Origin of the sequence: Cupriavidus mimosae (assembly GCF_023952485.1) — a bacterium.
Lineage (GTDB): Bacteria > Pseudomonadota > Gammaproteobacteria > Burkholderiales > Burkholderiaceae > Cupriavidus > Cupriavidus taiwanensis_C.
In genome coordinates, this window is the sequence record NZ_JALHRY010000008.1 from 223267 (window position 1) to 240357 (window position 17091).

A 17091-nucleotide genomic window follows, 5' to 3' on the forward strand; every position below is an offset into this window, starting at 1 on the left:
CGTGGCGGGGCCCGGCGGCGGCCCTTATGCGCCGGCCTCGATCCGGCCCATCAGCCGCGCAGGGATGCCACAACCCCGGCGATGCCGCACAATGGCGCCCGGGAGACCAATATCCGATGGACAAACTCAAGCAAATCGAAGCCTTTATCGCCGTGGTGGAGCACGGCAGCATGGCGGCCGCAGCGCTGACGCAGAACGTCACGCCGGTGATGATCGGCCGCCGCATCAACGCACTCGAGGCCCGCATCGGCGTCAAGCTGCTGCACCGGTCCACGCGCCGCATTGCCGTGACCGAGCAGGGCGCGGTGTTCATGGAGCAGTGCAAGAAGGCGCTGGCCGACCTCGACCGCGCCGAGATGCTGATCGCCGAGGGCAAGCACAAGGCCACCGGCCACCTGATCGTGTCGGCGCCGGCGGCGTTCGGGCGCAAGCACGTGGCGCCGCACGCGCCGGCGTTCCTGGCCAGCAACCCCGAGGTGCAGATCTCGTTCAACCTGACCGACCGCGTGGTCGACCTGGTGCGCGAGGGCTATGACGTCGGCATCCGCATCGGCGGCGCCATCGATCCGAACTTTGTCGCGATCAAGCTGGCGTCGAACAAGCGCGTGGTGTGCGGCACGCCGGCGTACTTTGCCAAGTACGGCGTGCCGCAGACGCTGGACGACCTGGCCCAGCACAACTGCCTGGCGTTCAACCTGCAGGGCGGCCAGCAGCGCGGCTGGTACTTCAGCCAGAACGGCAAGACCGTGACCGTGCGCGTCAACGGCAACCTGGACTGCAACGACGGCGAGCTGCTGCACCGCTGGACCGGCGAGGGCCTGGGCCTGGGCTGGCGTTCCACCTGGGAGATCCTGCCGCAGCTGGAGAGCGGCGAGCTGATCACGGTGCTGGACGAATACGCGCTGCCCGCCTACGACATCCTCGCCGTGTATCCGCAGCAGCGTCCGGTGCCGGCCAAGATCCGATTTTTCATCGAGCACCTGAAGGCGCAGTTCGCGCGCCCGGGCTACTGGATGGACACCGCGGGCGGCAACTGAGGCCGCAGCCTACGATGCCGATCGCCGCCTGGCTGGCCGACCTCGTGGTCATCGCGCACGCGCTGTTCATCGTGTTCGTGGTGGCGGGCGGCCTGCTGGCATTGCGCTGGCCGCGGGCCGCATGGGGGCACCTGCCCGCGGCGGTGTGGGGCGTGCTGATCGAATGGGCCGGCTGGATCTGCCCGCTGACGCCGCTGGAAAACACGCTGCGCCGGGCTGCCGGGCAGGCCGGCTACAGCGGCGGCTTTGTCGAACGCTACCTGCTGCCGCTGATCTATCCGGCGGAGCTGACGCCGGCGGTGCAGCTGTGGCTGGGCGCGGTGGTACTGGTGGTGAACGTCGCGATCTATGCGCTGTGGTGGCGCCGGCGGCGCCACCACCATGCCAGGCGCTGAGCGACCGGCTTTAGCCTGCCGGCGTGAAGCGCGGCGCGCGTTTTTCCAGGTTGGCCAGCACCGCCTCGCGCTGGTTGGGCGAGCCCACCAGCCGGTCCTGCTCGTCGGACTCGGCCTGCAGGATGGCGGCGTGGTCGCCGCGCTCCGCCACCGCCATCAGCCGCTTGGCGGCGCGGATCGCATCCGGATTCTTCTGCGCGACTTCGCGCGCGGCGGCCAGCGCCGCGGCGCGCGGATCGTCGGCCAGATAGGTGCCCAGTCCCAGCTCGCACGCCTCGCTGCCGCTCAGCACGCGCGCGCTGTAGATCAGCTCGCGCAGCACATCGGGGCGCACCAGCCCGCGCGTCAGCACCATGCCCGCCATATCGGGCACCAGCCCCCACTTCAGCTCCATCACGGACAGCCTGGCATCCGGCGCGACGTAGCGCACGTCCGCGCCCAGCGCCACCTGCAGGCCGCCGCCGAAGGCCACGCCGTGCACGGCGGCAAAGACCGGCACCGGCAGCTCGCGCCAGACCATGCAGGCGTATTGCGGCCGGTTCGAGATGCCATGGGTGCGCTTGCCGAGGCGGCCGGCGCCGATACTGTCGTTGTGGGATTCGCCGCCACCGTCGGACAACATGCCGGCCATGCGGCCCATGTCCAGCCCCGCGCAGAAGGCACGGCCTGCGCCGGACAGCACCACCGCGCGCAGGTCCGGCAGGCGCGCAAGCTGTTCGCCGGTTTCGATCAGGGCATCGAACATGGCCTGGTCGAGCGCGTTCATCTTGTCGGGGCGGTTCAGGCGGACGTCGGCGACGCCGCCTTCGATCGTCACGAGGATACGTTCATTGCTGGCGCTCATGCGCGGGCTCCCTGGAAGTGGCAGTGGTGCGGTCGCCGCGCTCAGCGGCCCTTGAACTGTGGCTTGCGCTTCTCGACGAAGGCGGCCACGCCTTCCTGGCAGTCCTCGCTGCGGCTGGCGCGCGACTGCAGCGTCGCTTCCACCTCCAGCTGCGCGGCGAGGTCGTTGCCGAGGCTCTGGTTGAGGGCCTGCTTGATCATGGCGTAGGCCATGGTCGGCATGGTCGCCAGGTGGCGGGCCAGCTTGCCGGCCTCGTCCTGCAGCGCGGCGTCGTCATGCACCTTCCACACCAGGCCGATGCGGTGGGCTTCTTCGGCGTCGATCTTCTCGGCCAGGATAGCGAGGGCGCGGGCGCGCATCTCGCCGGCATAGCGCGGCAGGAAGTAGGTGCTGCCGGCATCCGGGATCAGACCGATCTTGGAGAACGCCTGCAGGAAGCTGGCCGAGCGCGCTGCCAGCACCACGTCGCCCGCCAGCGCCAGGCTCATGCCGGCACCGGCGGCGACGCCGTTGACCGCGGTGATGACCGGCTTGGGCATCTCGCGCAGCGCCATGATGATCGGGTGGTAGCGCTCGCGCAGCAGCGTGCCGGAATCGGACACGCCGCCGCCCTGGCGCGCGGCCAGATCGGCGCCGGCGCAGAAGCCGCGGCCGGCGCCGGTCAGCAGCACGGCGCGCACTTCGGCATCGGCGGCGGCGCGGTCCACGGCCTCGCGCAGTTCGCGCAGGATGTCGGCGTTCAGTGCATTGAGCACGTCCGGGCGGTTCAGGGTCAGCGTGGCCACGCCTTCGCTGGCTTGGTAGAGGACGGTTGCCGTCATGGTGGTTCTCCTGGTTTCTGGGTCGTTGCGGGTACGGATATCCGGTGCAGCCGGGCTATTGCGGCTTCTTCAGCGCGTCTGCCGAGGCGTCGCCCAGCTTGCTGCCGCCGTCGCAGTCGAGGATGGTGCCGGTGACGTAGTGCGCGTTGTCGCTGCTCAGGTACATCGCTGCATCGGCGATATCGTCCTTGGTGCCGTAGTCGCGCAGCGCCAGGCGCGCCTTGTAGCGGGCCTCCATCTCGGGCGTCGGCGCCAGCCGCGCCATGCCTTCGGTGTCGGCGATCGGGCCGGGCGAGATGCCGTTCACGCGCACGCCGGCCGGGCCCCATTCCATTGCCAGGCACTTGATCAGCATGTTGATGCCGGCCTTGGCGGCACAGGCATGGGCCTGGAACATCATCGCGTTGACTGCCTGCGGCGCGGTGATCGCGATCAGCGACGCGCCCGGCTTGTTGAGGTGGTCGAAGCTGGCGCGGAACACGTTGAAGGTGCCGAGCAGGTCGATATCGACCACGGTCTTGAAGGCATTGGCCGACATGCCGACCACGGGCGCCAGGAAATTGCCGGCCGCGCCGGAGATGACCACGTCGATCGGGCCCAGCTCGTCCTGCGCACGCGCAAAGGCGGCTTCGACCGCGGTGTAGTCGCGCACGTCGGCGGCCATGCCGATGGCGGTGCCGCCGGCCGCGCTGATGGTGTCGGCAGCGGCCTGGATGCGCTCGGCGGTGCGGCTGATCAGCGCCAGCCGGGCGCCGGCGCGCGCGAAGCCGTGCGCGATGCCAAGGTTGATGCCGGACGAGGCGCCGGCGACGAATACGGTCTTGCCGGCAAAGGCGTCGGGGCGGAAGGCACTGGGCATGGGAAGTCCTTTTCGGTCGGGAAGCACGGCGGATTCAGGCGAGGGCTAGCGCCGGCGCGGCGGCGGCACGGCAGGTATCGCGCGATGGCGCATGGCGGTCTCCCTGTGATTGTTCTCGTGTGCGGCTGCCACCGCAGCGTAGCGGGACGGCGCGGGCCTCTGGCGGGCCTGCGGCATCCTAACCCGAAGGCGGGATTCGCTTTTCACGCGGGGCCGCCGCGCATGCGCGCGGGAAACGCGCTCGACGCGGCCATGCGGGTATCCGGAGCGTGGGCGCGGAGCACTGCAACCTGCTGTCGGAAAAGGGAAAAACCGGTGCCGGACGGCACGGGTTAGAGGCCGCCGGGCCGCGCGCCATTCGGCGCCGCGGAACCCCGTCCTCAGAAAAAAGAAAGCCCGCACACCGTTGCAGCGTGCGGGCAGCCTGTCGACGATGAGGTGCCGGCAGGCAAGTGCTCATGAAGTGCGCCCCCGCGTCTTCATGGCGAGATGGAGTTTGCGCGCGGGCGCCCGGGAGGGCTTTGACTCACGTCAAGCGGTCGGCACCAAAGCCAGAGAGCGGGGCAGGCGGAGCCGGCGCCTAGGCCAGCAGCGCGGCGACCAGGTCCTTGCCGCGCGCCACCGGCGCGGTTTCCTCGAAATGCAGGGCGCCTTCGACATGGCCCAGGTGGTCCACCATCAGCGTGACGGCGCGCTCGACATCGCCGGCACGGGCGGCCTCGATGAATTCGCGGTGCTCGTCCGACGAGCAGGCCGCGTCGCGGCGCGACTGGTACAGCATGGTGATGACCGCGCTGCGCGTCGACAGCTCGCGCATCATCTCGGTCAGCACGCCGTTGCCCACCACCTCGGCCAGCACGATATGGAAGTCGCCCAGCAGCCGGGTGCGCACCTGGGCATCGTTGCCCGCCAGCGACTTGCGCTCGGCCGCCAGGTGGCGGTCGATGCGCTTGTAGTCGGCGGCGGTGGCCTTGGCGACAAACTCGCGCGCCAGCGCGGCTTCCAGGATGCGGCGCACGGCGAACACCTCGCGCGCTTCCTCGGCGCTGGGCTTGGCCACAAAGGCCCCCTTGTCCGGCACGATCTGGATGACCTTGTCCTTGGACAGCATCAGCAGCGCCGCGCGCACCTTGGTGCGGCTGACGCGGTAGACGCTGGCCAGCGCCTCCTCGCGCAGCTTGGTGCCGGGCGGCAGGCGGTGCGAAACGATCGCCGCGACGATGTCGTCGGCGATCGCTTCGGCGGTCATGTCAGGATCGATATGCTCGGGCATGGCAGCGCACTTGCGCAGAGGCTGCGCGGTTGGGGAGATGCGTGATTCTAGCGCCCCGCGACCGGGCCCGGCACGATTGCCGGAGCGGCGGCGTCCTGCGCCATCGCGGCCAGGCCGGCGTCCAGGTCCGACGCCTCGATGGTGCCGTTGAGCACCCCATGCGCCCGGGCGCGGTCGATGTCCTTTTCCCATGCGGCCACCACCACGGTGGCGACGCAGTTGCCGATCAGGTTGCCCAGCGCACGCGCGATGCCGATAAACCAGTCCACCGACAGCACCAGCACCAGGCCGATCGCCGGGATCGCCGGGTGTGCCGACAGCGTCGCGGCCAGGATCACGATGGCCGAGCCGGGAATGCCGTGCGCGCCCTTGGAGGTAATCAGCGCCACCGCCAGGATGCCGAGCAGGTCGGCCATCGCCAGCGGCGTGTTGGTCGCCTGCGCGATAAAGACCGCGGCCAGCGTCAGGTAGATCGAGAACGCGTCGAGGTTGAACGAGTAGCCGGTCGGAATCACCAGGCCCACCACCGACTTCTTGATGCCCATGAACTCGAGCTTCTTCATCACCTGCGGCAGCACGCTGTCGGACGAGGCCGTGCCCAGCACCACCAGCAGCTCGGCGCGCAGGTAGCGGATCAGCTTGATCACCGAGAAGCCGCACACACGCATGATCGTGCCCAGCACCCCCAGCACGAAAATGATCACCGCGCCGTAGAACAGGAACACCAGGAAGCCCAGTTGCTTGAGCGAGCCGATGCCGTACTTGCCAACGGTAAAGGCCACCGCGCCCAGCACGCCCAGCGGCGCCAGCTTGATGATGAAGCCCATCATCTTGAACAGCGTGTGCGAGAAGGTATCGATCAGCCTGACCAGCGGCCGGCCCGGCTCGCCCACCAGCGACAGCGCGCAGCCGAACAGGATCGACACCACCAGCACCTGCAGCACGTCGCCGTTGGCGAAGGCGCCGAACACGGTATTGGGGATCAGCTTGAGCAGGAAGTCGACCGTGCCCTGGTCCTTGACCTTGGTCGCGTTGTCGATAAAGCCGGCGATGGCCGAGGCGTCGAGCGAACGGGGATCGACGTTCATGCCCACGCCCGGCTGGAACACGTAGGCCAGCAGGATGCCCAGCGCCAGCGCGATGGTGGTGACGACCTCGAAGTACACCACCGCCTTGATGCCGACGCGGCCGACCTTCTTCAGCTCGCCGGCACCGCAGATTCCGGCCACCACCACGCAGAACACGATCGGGCCGATCAGCATCTTGATCAGCTTGATAAAGGCATCGCCGAGCGGCTTGAGCTTGGCGGCGAACTCGGGGAAGGCCAGGCCGAGCGCCGTGCCGATCACCAGGGCAATCAGCACCTGGCCGAACAGCGAGCGGGTAAAGCGGGTGTGCAGGCGGGGTGCGCCCGGCTGCTGCGAGGGAACTGCGTGCTGCATGGTTGTCTCCGTGCGGGGCCGGTCCTGTGCGCCGGCCCATTTTCGATCCAGGAATCACCGGCGGCCCCGTGCTGCTCTGACGGCTGGGTTGGGCTGCCGGCCTTACGTTCCGGGGCGACTCCCGAGTCGGGAGTACGCCACCGCGCGGACGGCCCCCCTGTTGGGGCGGATTCCACGCCATCCGCTGTCCGGACCGGATTGTCCGCAGCGCATTGTCTGAACGTGGAACCGAATATAGTGCATATCATTTTTGTATGCAATTTTTGAATTCACTGTGCTACCATGAATCGCACAGAATAGAGCTTCGGCCATGGGCGCCCCGCCCGCGCTGGCACCCCGCCAGTCACGCCGCCGCGGCTTTCACGCACTTCCAGCAGGAGACACGCATGGCAGCAAATCCGTCGCCGTCCGCCGCAGAGACTGGCACGCGCATCATGGCCTGGGCCGACGTCCTGGCCGTCCACACCGAGCAGCCCGGCATGCTCACCCGCACCTACCTGACCGAGGCCCACCACGGCGCCGCCGCGCAGCTGACCGAGTGGATGCAGCAGGCCGGCATGACGGTGCGCCGCGACGCCGCCGGCAACGTGATCGGTCGCTACGAGGGCACCACCCCCGACGCGCCGGCGCTGCTCACGGGCTCGCATTTCGACACCGTGCGCGACGCCGGCCGCTATGACGGCAACCTGGGCGTGATCCTGCCGATCGCCTGCGTGGCCGAGTGGAACCGACAGGGCAAGCGCTTCCCGTTCGCGCTCGAGGTGGTCGGTTTTGCGGAGGAAGAGGGCGTGCGCTTCAAGGCCACGCTGCTGGGCAGCCGCGCCATCGCCGGCACCTTCGACAACAACGTGCTGGACAACGTCGACGACAGCGGCAAGACCATGCGCGAGGTGATGCGCGAGGCCGGCTTCGACGCCGCCGCGCTGCCCGCGGCAAAGCATGAGCGCAGCAAGGTCGCGGCCTTTATTGAGGTGCATATCGAGCAGGGCCCGGTGCTGCTGAACGAAGGCCTGCCGGTAGGCGTGGTGACCGCGATCTCCGGCGCGACCCGCTTCCTGGTCGAGCTCGAAGGCCTGGCCGGCCATGCCGGCACCGTGCCGATGGACATGCGCCGCGACGCCGCCATGGCCGGCGCCGAAATCGGCCTCTTTATCGAGAAGCGCTGCGGCGGCAAGCCGGGCCTGGTCGGCACCGTGGGCCAGTTCAACGTGCCTAACGGCGCCACCAACGTGGTGCCGGGCCGCGCCGTGTTCTCCATCGACATTCGCGCCGGCGAGGACGCCGAGCGCGAGGCCGCCGTCAACGACGTGCTGGCCGAGATCGAGCGTGTCTGCGCGCGCCGCAACGTGCGCGCGCAGATCCGCAAGACCCACGAGGCGAAGAGCGTTCCCTGCGCCCCGTGGCTGCAAGAGCAATGGGCCGCCGCCATCGCCCGCCAGGGCGTGCCGGTGCGCCACCTGCCGTCGGGCGCCGGCCACGACGCCATGGCCATTGCCGCCATCGCCGATGTCGCCATGCTGTTCGTGCGCTGCGGCAACGGCGGCATCAGCCACCATCCCACCGAAACCATGACCGCCGAGGATGCCGCACTGTCCGCGCGCGTGTTCAGCGATTTCGTCGAGCACTTCCGGCTGCCGCAGTAAGCCAGCGCGCCCGGAAGCCCCACCCGAACCTCCTTCAGTTGTTACGAGAACAAGTCATGACCGCACGAGACAATATGAACCCCATCGAAACCACGCTGACGCAGTTCATCGACCAGCACCGCCCGCAGCAGGAAGCCTTCCTGGCCGAACTGGTCAAGGTGCCGTCGGACAACCCGGCCGGCGATTGCGACGCGCACGGCAAGCGCGCCAAGGAACTGCTGGAGGGCCTGGGCTTCACGGTGGAGGCCCACAAGGTGCCCGACGAGCAGGTCAAGGCCGCCGGCATGATCAGCGCCACCAACCTGATCGTGCGCAAGCAGTTCGGCACGGGCGGCCCGACCATCGCCATGAACGCCCACGGTGACGTGGTGCCCCCCGGCCTGGGCTGGACCAAGGACCCGTACGGCGGCGAGATCGCCGACAGCGAGCACGGCCCGGTCATGTACGGCCGCGGCGTGGCGGTGTCCAAGTCGGACTTCGCCACCTACACCTATGCCGTGCTGGCGCTGATGGAAGCCGAGAAGCAGGGCGCGAAGATCAACGGCGCGGTCGAGCTGCAGTTCACCTATGACGAGGAAACCGGCGGCGACATCGGCCCGAAGTTCCTGCTCGACAACAACCTGAGCAAGGCCGACTACGCCATCTCGGCCGGCTTCTCGTACGGCATCACCTCGTCGCACAACGGCTGCCTGCACGTCGAGGTGACGGTCAAGGGCAAGCAAGGCCACGCCGCCATGCCGCACACCGGTGTCGACGCGATCGAAGCCGCTACCCACATCCTGCAAGCCATCTACGGCCTGCGTGCCGAGCTGGCCACGCGCAAGTCGAAGGTGCCGGGCATCGACACCGCCACGCTCAACGTCGGCCTGATCAAGGGCGGCATCAACACCAACGTGGTGCCGGACCTGGTGACCTTCCGCGTCGACCGCCGCATGATCCCCGAGGAAATCGGCTTCGACGCCGAAGGCGAGATCCGCGCCGTGGTCGAGAAGGCCGCCAAGGACCGCCCGGGCATCGAAGTGAAGGTCGAGCGCATCATCCTGGCCGAGCCGCTGTCGGAACTGCCGGGCGTGGACAAGCTGATCGGTGCGCTGAAGAGCCGTGCCGAGTCCGTGTTCGGCGTGGAGATCCCGGTGCAGGGCGTGCCGCTCTACACCGACGCCCGCCACTACACCAAGCGCGGCATCCCCACCGTGCTGTACGGTGCCGGCCCGCGCACGCTGATGGAAGCGCGCGGCCACAACTCGGACGAGAACCTGCGCCTGAACGACCTGAACCGTGCCACCAAGGTGGTGGCACTGGCGCTGTCGGATCTGATGAAGTAAGACGAAGACGACGCGCCGCAGGCGCCGAGCTTTGATGGAAAGACGCCACGGAGGTATCCGTGGCGTTTTTTTTTAGGCGGCGATTTGGCCGCGCTTTCGGGCGCTGTGGTCGAGGAACTCGCGCACCAGGTCCTGAAGCGCTTCCGACGGCGTGAGTCCCCGTGCCGCGGCTTCGGCAATGAACGCGTCACCCAGCCGGGCGTCAAGCGTGGATGTGAGTCGGATTTCTTCCGACACAAGCATGTCCGGTGTCCTTGTGATGACAAAGTATAGGCATTGTCGACATCAGGACACCTGCACGGCGATAAGACCCGTCTGAACTTGCCGCAGCCGATTCCGCCTACCCCGGCAGCGTCGTCGCCCCCGCACCCAGCACCCGCTGCATCAGCACCGTATCGATCCACTGCCCATGCTTGAACCCCACCGCTTCCAGCCGGCCGACGGTACGGAAGCCCAGCCGCTCGTGCACGGCCAGCGAGCCCGCGCCTTCACCGGAGGCGGTGCACGCAATCACGGCGACCATCTGGCGCCACGGGCCGGTTTCGCAGCGGGCGATCAACGCGGCCAGCAGCGCCTGGCCCAGGCCTTCGCCGACGCGGCGGTGGTCGATGTAGATCGAGTCCTCGATGGCGAAGCGGTAGGCGCTGCGCGCGCGGTAGGCCGAGGCATAGGCGTAGCCCAGTACCTCGCCGTCGCGCTCTGCGACCAGGCAGGGCAGGCCCTTGCGGTGCACTTCGGCCAGGCGCAGCTGCATCTCGTCGATGCTCGGCGGCACTTCCTCGAACGAGGCGCGGCCGTGCTGCACGTGGTGGGCGTAGATGGCGTGGATGGCGGCAATGTCGGCGCGGGTGGCGTCACGCAGCGTATAGGGCTGGCGCATGCCATCGCCGCGCGGCCCGGTGGTGGAGACAGGAATGGAGGTCATCGAAAATGGTGCCTGGGGCAAGAACCGGTGCAACGCAGGATGCGTGCCGGTGGCGATGCACCACGTCATGCTGCGCGGCCCCCGCGGTCTTGTATATAGTGCGGGTGGATTTGCACCGCATTAGTGCCGCCGCCCCGCCGCGGGGCGCGGCCATGACAAGAAAGGACCTGCCATGATCACCATCTACCACAACCCCCGTTGCTCCAAGTCGCGCGAGACCCTCGCCCTGGTCCAGGCAGCCGCCGAGCGGCTGGGCGAGCCGGTGGAGGTCGTGGAGTACCTGAAGGACCCGCCGTCGCTGTCGACGCTGCGCCAGTTGCACACCCTGCTGGGCGTGCCGGTACGCGAGATGCTGCGCGACAACGAAGCCCCCTATGCCGAACTGGGCCTGGCCGACCCCGGCCTGACCGATGCCGAGCTGCTGGCGGCGGTGGCCGACAATCCTATCCTGCTGCAGCGTCCGGTGGTGGTGCGCAACCGCCGCGCTGCGATCGGCCGCCCGCCCGAGAACGTGGCGCCGCTGCTGGCCTGAAATAGAACCGGCCCCCACGGTGTGTGGGGGCCGGCCGGTCTGCGAGGCAGTCTGCTTCAGGCGGGGTCGTCTAATGAACACCCAGCCAGTGCATGGCCTCCTGACCGAAAGCGATGGCCGCCAGCACCACCAGCAGCACCACCAGCGTCACGGTGCTGATGTAGAGCGTGGCCTTGGCGACTTCGGCGTCCTCATCCGAGGAATGACGATGGGTAATGGGCGTGGCGTCCCGCGTGGCATGCGGCCAATGGATCCGGCCGGCCAAGTCTCTCAAGTGCAGGTCGGTAGGGAAACGCATGATCGACACCTCCTCGGCAGGCGCCGCGCGGTCCGGGCAGGATGGCTCAAACGGCATATGGCGTGGCTGCGCAAGTGCGCCGGTTAGTCATGGCTCGTTTCGCCCGGTAACGCCATATCCGCTTCTACTATAGCCGGGCTGGCGCCGGATGCGAGCGGCGTCCTGCAAGGGACATGCCTCCGCGCTTGACGCGGCGCAACGGGCGATCAGGCCTGGGTCGACGGAGGTGAGTCCACGCTTGCGCCGGCTCCCTCTGCGGGCGTGAGGGTTGCCAGTGCCGCTTCACGTTCCCGCAGCGTCGCCAGCATGTTGCAGAACAGCGCGCCCTGTTCCATCGCATCGTCGAGTGCCACGTGGGTGTGCGGCAGCGGATCCATCCAGCCGGCCGGGAAGGCCGCCTTGACGGTCTTGCGGTAGGGCCGTCCGGTCAGCGCGAAGCCCAGCGTCTTGACGTCGAGCGCGGCCCAGCCGAACGGCGAGCGCCCGGCGAAGCGCATCATGTACCAGAACATCCAGGTGAAATCGAAACCCGCCGGAAAGGCGACGAAGACCGGCTTGCCGGGCAGGGCCTCGACCCATTCGACATAGCGCACCAGGGCGTCCTCGGGGCGCTGCAGGTCGCGCCGACAGGCGCTCCAGGCTTCGGGCTGGGTTTGCCACCACTGCATCTGCACGGGGTGGCCGGCGGCGCCGGGCAAGGTTTCGAGGTTGGCCGAGAAGGTGCCGAGCACGGTCTTGTCGGCCAGCATCGCCACCGAGGCGAAGGACAGCATCGAGTGCGGGCCCGGGATCGGGCCGTCGGCCTCGACGTCGGTGCTGACGTAGATCTCGGGGCGGGTGTCGGGCGCTTGTCGCTTGGCCATGGCCTCAGCCCGCGTCGACCAGGTGATCGGCGACGAACGGATTGTTGCGGCGCTCTTCGCCGAAGGTCGAGACCGGGCCGTGCCCGGGGATAAAGGTCACGTCCTCGCCCAACGGCCACAGCCGCGTGCGGATCGAGCGGATCAGGTCGGCGTGGTTGCCGCGCGGGAAGTCGGTCCGGCCGATCGACCCCGCGAACAGCACGTCGCCGACCACGGCCAGCCGGTTGGGACGCGAGAAGAACACCACGTGGCCCGGGGTATGGCCAGGGCAGTGGTAGACCTCCAGGGTTTCGTTGCCGAACTGCACGGTGTCGCCATTCTCGAGCCAGCGGTCGGGCTCGAAGCTCTCGGCGTGGCCGAAGCCGAAGCGGCGGGTCTGCTCGGGCAACTGCTCGATCCAGAAGCGCTCGTCCTGCTGCGGGCCCTCGATCGGGATGCCGAGTTCGCGCGACAGCGCCGCGGCGCCGGCGCAATGGTCGACGTGGCCGTGCGTCAGGAAGATCTTTTCCAGCGTGACGCCTTGCTCTTTCACCGCCGCGCGGATGCGGTCGAGGTCGCCGCCGGGATCGCAGACGGCGGCGGCGCCGGTGCTTTCATCGATCAGCAAGGAACAGTTCTGCTGGAAGGGCGTGACGGGAATGAGCAGGGCTTTCATGGAGGTCTTGTATGAGCCGGCGGGTACCGGACCCGGCGTCTTGGCGGCGTGATCGGCGCAGTGCCCAGCATTGTAGCGCCGGGGACGTCGGGCACGCCCGGCGGCCTCCATGTGACCAGTGGAGTACCCGTCGCAGGCCGCGCCGCATCGGGCCAAATCCCTTGCCACAAGCGGGCTTCCGGCCAATTAGACCCCGATCGTGCGAAATCGCACAGATTTCGTAACAAATTGAAAGAGATAGTCCCAAACAGTCAATGTTAGACTGCCGCCCATGTTACGGATCTCCGCTCTCACCAAGCGCTGGCAACGGCTGGCCAAGCTCGGCGCATGCACCGCATGCGCCGTGGTGCTGGCCGCTTGTGCCACGCCGCCCGAAAGCGATAGCGCCGGCACCGACGCCGGCGATGCCGTGCCCACGCGCGCGGCAAAAAACGGCAAGCCTGCCCGGACCGAACGCGCCGAGTCCAGGCCCGCCGTGCGCACGCCCGACACCGGCAGCTGGAACCTGTTCGGCTATGACCCCGACGAAGGCCGCAGCGGCAACTCGCTCGAAGGCCTGCGCGCCGACATCGGCACGTTCGAGCAGCGCGGCGTGGCCTCGTGGTACGGCAAGGGCTTCCATGGCCGCAAGACCGCCAACGGCGAGCGCTTCGACATGCGCGCCATGACGGCAGCGCATCCGTCGCTGCCGCTGGACAGCTGGGTGCTGGTGCGCAACCTGCGCAACAACAAGGTCGCGGTGCTGCGCATCAATGACCGCGGCCCGTACCACGGCAGCCGCGTGCTCGATGTGTCCTACGGCGCGGCGCGCCGCCTGGGCTTTGTCGAGCGCGGCGCCACCAACGTCGAGATCCGCCGCCTGACCCGCACCGAAGTCGCCGCGCTGGGCCCGCAAGTCGATGCCGGCGGCACCGAGGCCGGCGACGGTAGCGGCGATGACGACGTGTCGGTGCCGGAGCTGGCCAATTCGCTGGCGCCCGCCAAGGCGCGCAAGGCGGCCAAGACCGGCGGCAAGACCGTCAAGCGCAAGCGCCACTGAGCGCGCCAGCGCCGTCGCATGCCGCCGCGCGCTGACACTTTCTCCTTACATTCTGACCTGCGGGCCCGCGCCGGAGCCCGCGCGCCGGCCGTGCCCTCAATCGCCGGCGTCGCCGGCACGCCGGGCCAGCGCCAGCTGATACAGCGCATCGGTGCCCGCGCCGGTGATCGCGGCCGCCAGCTTGGCGGCGCGCTTGGCCGGCAGCTCGGCCAGCAGCAGCGACAGCACGCGCTGCGCCTCGGCATCCGGCAGGCCCTCGGCGGCGGCGCTGCCGGCGCCTTCCACCACCAGCACGAATTCCCCCTTGGCCCGGTTCGGGTCGGCCGCCAGCCAGGCCGGCGCCTGCGCTACCGGCATCACGGCGATGTCCTCGAACAGCTTGGTCAGTTCGCGCCCGACCAGCAGCCGGCGCTCGCCCGGCAGACCCGCGGCCAGCGCCGCGAGGGTGTCGGCGATGCGGTGCGGCGCCTCGTAGCAGACCCAGGCGTGGTCCAGCGCCGCCAGCCGGGCGATCGCTTCCGCGCGGGCCTTGGGCTTGGGCGGCAGGAAGCCGGCAAAGGTGAAACGGCCCGCGCCGGCCTCGAGCAGGTCGCCCGCCACCGACAGCGCCGCTACCGCCGCGCTGGGACCAGGCAGGGGCACCACCGGATGGCCGGCGGCGCGCACCGCCTCGACCAGCCGCGCGCCAGGGTCGGAGATGCCGGGCGTGCCGGCGTCCGAGACGTAGGCGATGCGCTCGCCCGCCGCCAGGCGTTCGGCGATGCGGCCCGCGGCCTCGCGCTCGTTGTGCTCGTGCACCGCCACCAGCGGCCGCTGCAGGCCAACGCGCGACAGCAGCTGGCCGGTATTGCGGGTGTCTTCGCAGGCCACCGCGTCGGCCAACCCCAGCACATGCAGCGCGCGCAGCGACAGGTCGGCGACATTGCCGATGGGCGTGGCCACGACGTAGAGCGTGCCGGCCGGGTACGACTGGCTTGCCGCCAGGGAGATCCAGTCACTCATGCTTGAGAACTTCCGTTGATGCGATCATTCAAATCCACCACGCAGGTGCCGGGCAGGCAGGCGCCAGGCCGGCAGGCACGCGGGGCGCAGGCAGAGGACCGGGCCCTGGCCCACTTGCGGCGCCAGGGCCTGGAGCCCGTGGTGCGCAATTATCGCTGCAAAGGCGGCGAGATCGACCTGGTGATGCGCGCGCCGGACGGCACGCTGGTGTTCGTCGAGGTGCGCCAGCGCAGCGGGCGGGGCTTCGGCGGCGCCGCGGCCAGCGTCACGCCGGCCAAGCAGCGGCGCGTGCTGCTGGCCGCCGGGCACTACCTGGCCACGCTGACCCGGGTGCCGCCATGCCGCTTCGACGTGGTGGCGTTGGAGCCTGGCCGGCTGGAGTGGCTGCAGCACGCCTTTGACCTGGATGCCGCCGGGGCTGGGTCATAATGCACGGCAAACATGAGGGGCGATTCGCGGATCGCCATGGCAACAAGCGGGCCCCAGAGCCATGAGTATCGACAGTATCCAGCAACAGTTCCTAGACAGTGCCGAAGCCAAGCGACAGGCCGCGGCGGTAATGGCCCCCCATATCGACGCCGCGGTGGAACGCATGGTCGGCGCGCTGACCAGCGGCAACAAGATCCTGGCCTGCGGCAATGGCGGCTCGGCGGCGCAGGCGCAGCATTTCGCCGCCGAGCTGGTCGGGCGCTTCGAGCGCGAACGGCCTGGCCTGGCCGCGATCGCGCTGAGCACCGACGGCTCGATCCTGACCGCGATCGGCAACGACTACGACTTCAGCAAGGTGTTTGCCAAGCAGGTCGAGGCGCTCGGCCAGCCCGGCGACATCCTGCTGGCGATTTCCACGTCGGGCAATTCGGACAACGTGATGGCTGCCGTGGCCGCCGCGCGCCAGCGCGAGATGGCCGTGGTGGCGCTGACCGGCAAGGGCGGCGGGGCCATCGCCGGCCTGCTCGATGAATTCGACATCCACCTGTGCGTGCCGAGCGAGCGCACCGCGCGTATCCAGGAAGTGCACTTGCTGACGCTGCACTGCCTGTGCAACGGCATCGACGAGGCACTGCTCGGGGAAGCGTGATGCCGGGCATCCGACGACCCTCATTTCCAACATACAGCCACAGCAAGGACCGCATGACTCATCTGCCCACTACGCAAGCTTCCCGGAACGGCGCGGAGGCGCGCCATCCCTTCCGCCCCCTGGCCAGTTTCGGCCTGGGCCGCGCCGGCCTGGCCGCTGCCGCGCTGGTGTGCGCCACGCAGCTGGCCGGCTGCTTTCCGGTGATTGCCGGCGCCATGGGCACCGGGGTGGCCATGGCCACCGACCGCCGCCCGGCCGCCACCCAGACCGTCGACCGCGGCCTGCAGCTGGAGGCCGAGAGCACCATCAACTCGCGCTTCAGCGGCCAGGCCCGAGTCAACGTGACCGTCTTCAACCGCAAGGTGCTGCTGACCGGCGAAGCGAAGAACGACAGCGTCAAGCAACAGATCGAGCAGTACGTGCGCGGCCTGCAGAATGCGCGCGTGGTGATCAATGAGCTGGAGGTGGTCAACTCGCCCGGCTTCATGACCCAGAGCCAGGACGCCTACCTGACCAGCAAGGTCAAGACGCTGCTGATGACCGCGGAAGGCGTGCCGTCCAACTCGATCAAGATCACCACGGAAAAGAGCGTGGTCTACCTGCTCGGCGTGGTCACCAGCGCCGAGGGCGACCGGGCCACGGACGTGGCGCGCAATGCCTCGGGCGTGACCAAGGTGGTCAAGGCCTTCGACTACGTCAACGACACCGAGCGCGCGCGCCTGGATGCGGCCTCGACCTCGGAAAACCCGTCGTTCGACGGCAGCGTCGGCACGCCGGCGCCGGTGCAGTCGGTGCCGGGCGTGGGCGGGCCGATCGATGCGCCGGCCGGTGCCGCACCTGGTACCGCGGGCAGCGCGGGCGCCACCACCGCGCCGGTCGCGGCCCCGGTCACTTCGCCGGTGGCGCTGCCGCCCGGCCGCAACCTGCCCTGAAGCGCACCGCCGCAGGTTCCGGGCTGGTCACAACGGCGTCCGCTAATGCGGGCGCCGTTTTTCGTTCTGCGGTTTGCAACGCACACTGGGCCGGCCGATGTGCTACGGTTGCCACGCTGGCTGACTGC

20 protein-coding genes are annotated in these 17091 nt (G+C 69.0%); 9 read left to right on the forward strand and 11 right to left on the reverse strand.

Features of this window, described 5'->3' with window-relative positions:
- Positions 1-116: 116 nt before the first annotated feature.
- Both MKD50_RS16985 and MKD50_RS16990 read left to right on the forward strand, forming a co-directional pair.
- Positions 117-1037 (forward strand): LysR family transcriptional regulator, encoded by a 921-nt coding sequence (locus tag MKD50_RS16985; RefSeq protein ID WP_025586057.1) that lies wholly within the window; start codon positions 117-119, stop codon positions 1035-1037.
- Positions 1038-1051: 14 nt separating this feature from the next.
- On the forward strand, positions 1052-1432 hold the full coding sequence (locus MKD50_RS16990; RefSeq protein WP_252667845.1) for a DUF2784 domain-containing protein: 381 nt from the start codon (positions 1052-1054) through the stop codon (positions 1430-1432).
- Positions 1433-1442: 10 nt separating this feature from the next.
- Here MKD50_RS16990 and MKD50_RS16995 read toward each other — a convergent pair whose 3' ends face one another.
- The 5 genes from MKD50_RS16995 to MKD50_RS17015 all read right to left on the reverse strand — a co-directional run bounded on the left by MKD50_RS16995 (position 1443) and on the right by MKD50_RS17015 (position 6671).
- A complete protein-coding gene (locus tag MKD50_RS16995; RefSeq protein WP_252667848.1) occupies positions 1443-2276 on the reverse strand; it encodes a crotonase/enoyl-CoA hydratase family protein in 834 nt (277 codons plus the stop codon).
- 41 nt (positions 2277-2317) lie between these two features.
- Positions 2318-3097 carry an enoyl-CoA hydratase-related protein gene (locus MKD50_RS17000; RefSeq protein ID WP_115705346.1) on the reverse strand — a complete coding sequence of 260 codons (780 nt, stop codon included), beginning with the start codon at positions 3095-3097 and terminating at the stop codon, positions 2318-2320.
- 55 nt (positions 3098-3152) lie between these two features.
- Positions 3153-3956: an SDR family oxidoreductase gene (locus tag MKD50_RS17005; RefSeq protein WP_115705344.1), complete on the reverse strand. Its 804-nt coding sequence runs from the start codon at positions 3954-3956 to the stop codon at positions 3153-3155.
- Positions 3957-4536: 580 nt separating this feature from the next.
- The gene (locus MKD50_RS17010; RefSeq protein WP_092316683.1) at positions 4537-5229 is read right to left on the reverse strand and encodes a GntR family transcriptional regulator; all 693 of its coding nucleotides are present in this window, start codon (positions 5227-5229) and stop codon (positions 4537-4539) included.
- Positions 5230-5276: 47 nt separating this feature from the next.
- Positions 5277-6671, reverse strand: a complete 1395-nt coding sequence (locus MKD50_RS17015; RefSeq protein WP_115705342.1) for a C4-dicarboxylate transporter DctA — start codon at positions 6669-6671, stop codon at positions 5277-5279.
- Positions 6672-7057: 386 nt separating this feature from the next.
- On the opposite strand from MKD50_RS17015, the gene MKD50_RS17020 reads away from it, so the two are divergent.
- Together MKD50_RS17020 and MKD50_RS17025 are read left to right on the forward strand one after the other, a co-directional pair.
- A complete protein-coding gene (locus tag MKD50_RS17020; protein ID WP_115705340.1) occupies positions 7058-8314 on the forward strand; it encodes an allantoate amidohydrolase in 1257 nt (418 codons plus the stop codon).
- Positions 8315-8370: 56 nt separating this feature from the next.
- Positions 8371-9639, forward strand: a complete 1269-nt coding sequence (locus MKD50_RS17025; protein WP_115705338.1) for a M20/M25/M40 family metallo-hydrolase — start codon at positions 8371-8373, stop codon at positions 9637-9639.
- Positions 9640-9711: 72 nt separating this feature from the next.
- Here the strand turns inward: MKD50_RS17025 and MKD50_RS17030 are convergent, their stop codons facing one another.
- Positions 9712-9882 carry a hypothetical protein gene (locus MKD50_RS17030; protein ID WP_252667850.1) on the reverse strand — a complete coding sequence of 57 codons (171 nt, stop codon included), beginning with the start codon at positions 9880-9882 and terminating at the stop codon, positions 9712-9714.
- 97 nt (positions 9883-9979) lie between these two features.
- A complete protein-coding gene (locus MKD50_RS17035) occupies positions 9980-10564 on the reverse strand; it encodes a GNAT family N-acetyltransferase (protein ID WP_252667852.1) in 585 nt (194 codons plus the stop codon).
- Between the two features lie 172 nt (positions 10565-10736).
- Here MKD50_RS17035 and arsC point away from each other — a divergent pair, with 172 nt between their 5' ends.
- Positions 10737-11096: an arsenate reductase (glutaredoxin) gene (gene arsC / locus MKD50_RS17040; protein WP_115705333.1), complete on the forward strand. Its 360-nt coding sequence runs from the start codon at positions 10737-10739 to the stop codon at positions 11094-11096.
- Between the two features lie 70 nt (positions 11097-11166).
- Here arsC and MKD50_RS17045 read toward each other — a convergent pair whose 3' ends face one another.
- The 3 genes from MKD50_RS17045 to MKD50_RS17055 form a co-directional block, all read right to left on the reverse strand.
- On the reverse strand, positions 11167-11394 hold the full coding sequence (locus MKD50_RS17045) for a hypothetical protein (RefSeq protein ID WP_115705439.1): 228 nt from the start codon (positions 11392-11394) through the stop codon (positions 11167-11169).
- Positions 11395-11600: 206 nt separating this feature from the next.
- Positions 11601-12257 carry a 3'-5' exonuclease family protein gene (locus tag MKD50_RS17050; RefSeq protein ID WP_252667854.1) on the reverse strand — a complete coding sequence of 219 codons (657 nt, stop codon included), beginning with the start codon at positions 12255-12257 and terminating at the stop codon, positions 11601-11603.
- A gap of 4 nt (positions 12258-12261) precedes the next feature.
- Positions 12262-12912, reverse strand: coding sequence for an MBL fold metallo-hydrolase (locus tag MKD50_RS17055; protein WP_115705330.1), 651 nt, complete (start codon positions 12910-12912; stop codon positions 12262-12264).
- A gap of 271 nt (positions 12913-13183) precedes the next feature.
- On the opposite strand from MKD50_RS17055, the gene MKD50_RS17060 reads away from it, so the two are divergent.
- Positions 13184-13951: a septal ring lytic transglycosylase RlpA family protein gene (locus tag MKD50_RS17060; RefSeq protein ID WP_252667856.1), complete on the forward strand. Its 768-nt coding sequence runs from the start codon at positions 13184-13186 to the stop codon at positions 13949-13951.
- Positions 13952-14047: 96 nt separating this feature from the next.
- Here the strand turns inward: MKD50_RS17060 and rsmI are convergent, their stop codons facing one another.
- Complete coding sequence (gene rsmI, locus MKD50_RS17065; RefSeq protein ID WP_252667858.1) at positions 14048-14953, reverse strand: 16S rRNA (cytidine(1402)-2'-O)-methyltransferase; 906 nt, start codon at positions 14951-14953, stop codon at positions 14048-14050.
- A gap of 18 nt (positions 14954-14971) precedes the next feature.
- On the opposite strand from rsmI, the gene MKD50_RS17070 reads away from it, so the two are divergent.
- The 3 genes from MKD50_RS17070 to MKD50_RS17080 all read left to right on the forward strand — a co-directional run bounded on the left by MKD50_RS17070 (position 14972) and on the right by MKD50_RS17080 (position 16963).
- Complete coding sequence (locus tag MKD50_RS17070; protein WP_252667860.1) at positions 14972-15382, forward strand: YraN family protein; 411 nt, start codon at positions 14972-14974, stop codon at positions 15380-15382.
- 61 nt (positions 15383-15443) lie between these two features.
- On the forward strand, positions 15444-16031 hold the full coding sequence (locus tag MKD50_RS17075) for a phosphoheptose isomerase (RefSeq protein WP_240072997.1): 588 nt from the start codon (positions 15444-15446) through the stop codon (positions 16029-16031).
- A 53-nt stretch (positions 16032-16084) separates the two neighbouring features.
- A complete protein-coding gene (locus MKD50_RS17080; RefSeq protein WP_252667862.1) occupies positions 16085-16963 on the forward strand; it encodes a BON domain-containing protein in 879 nt (292 codons plus the stop codon).
- Positions 16964-17091 lie beyond the last annotated feature (128 nt).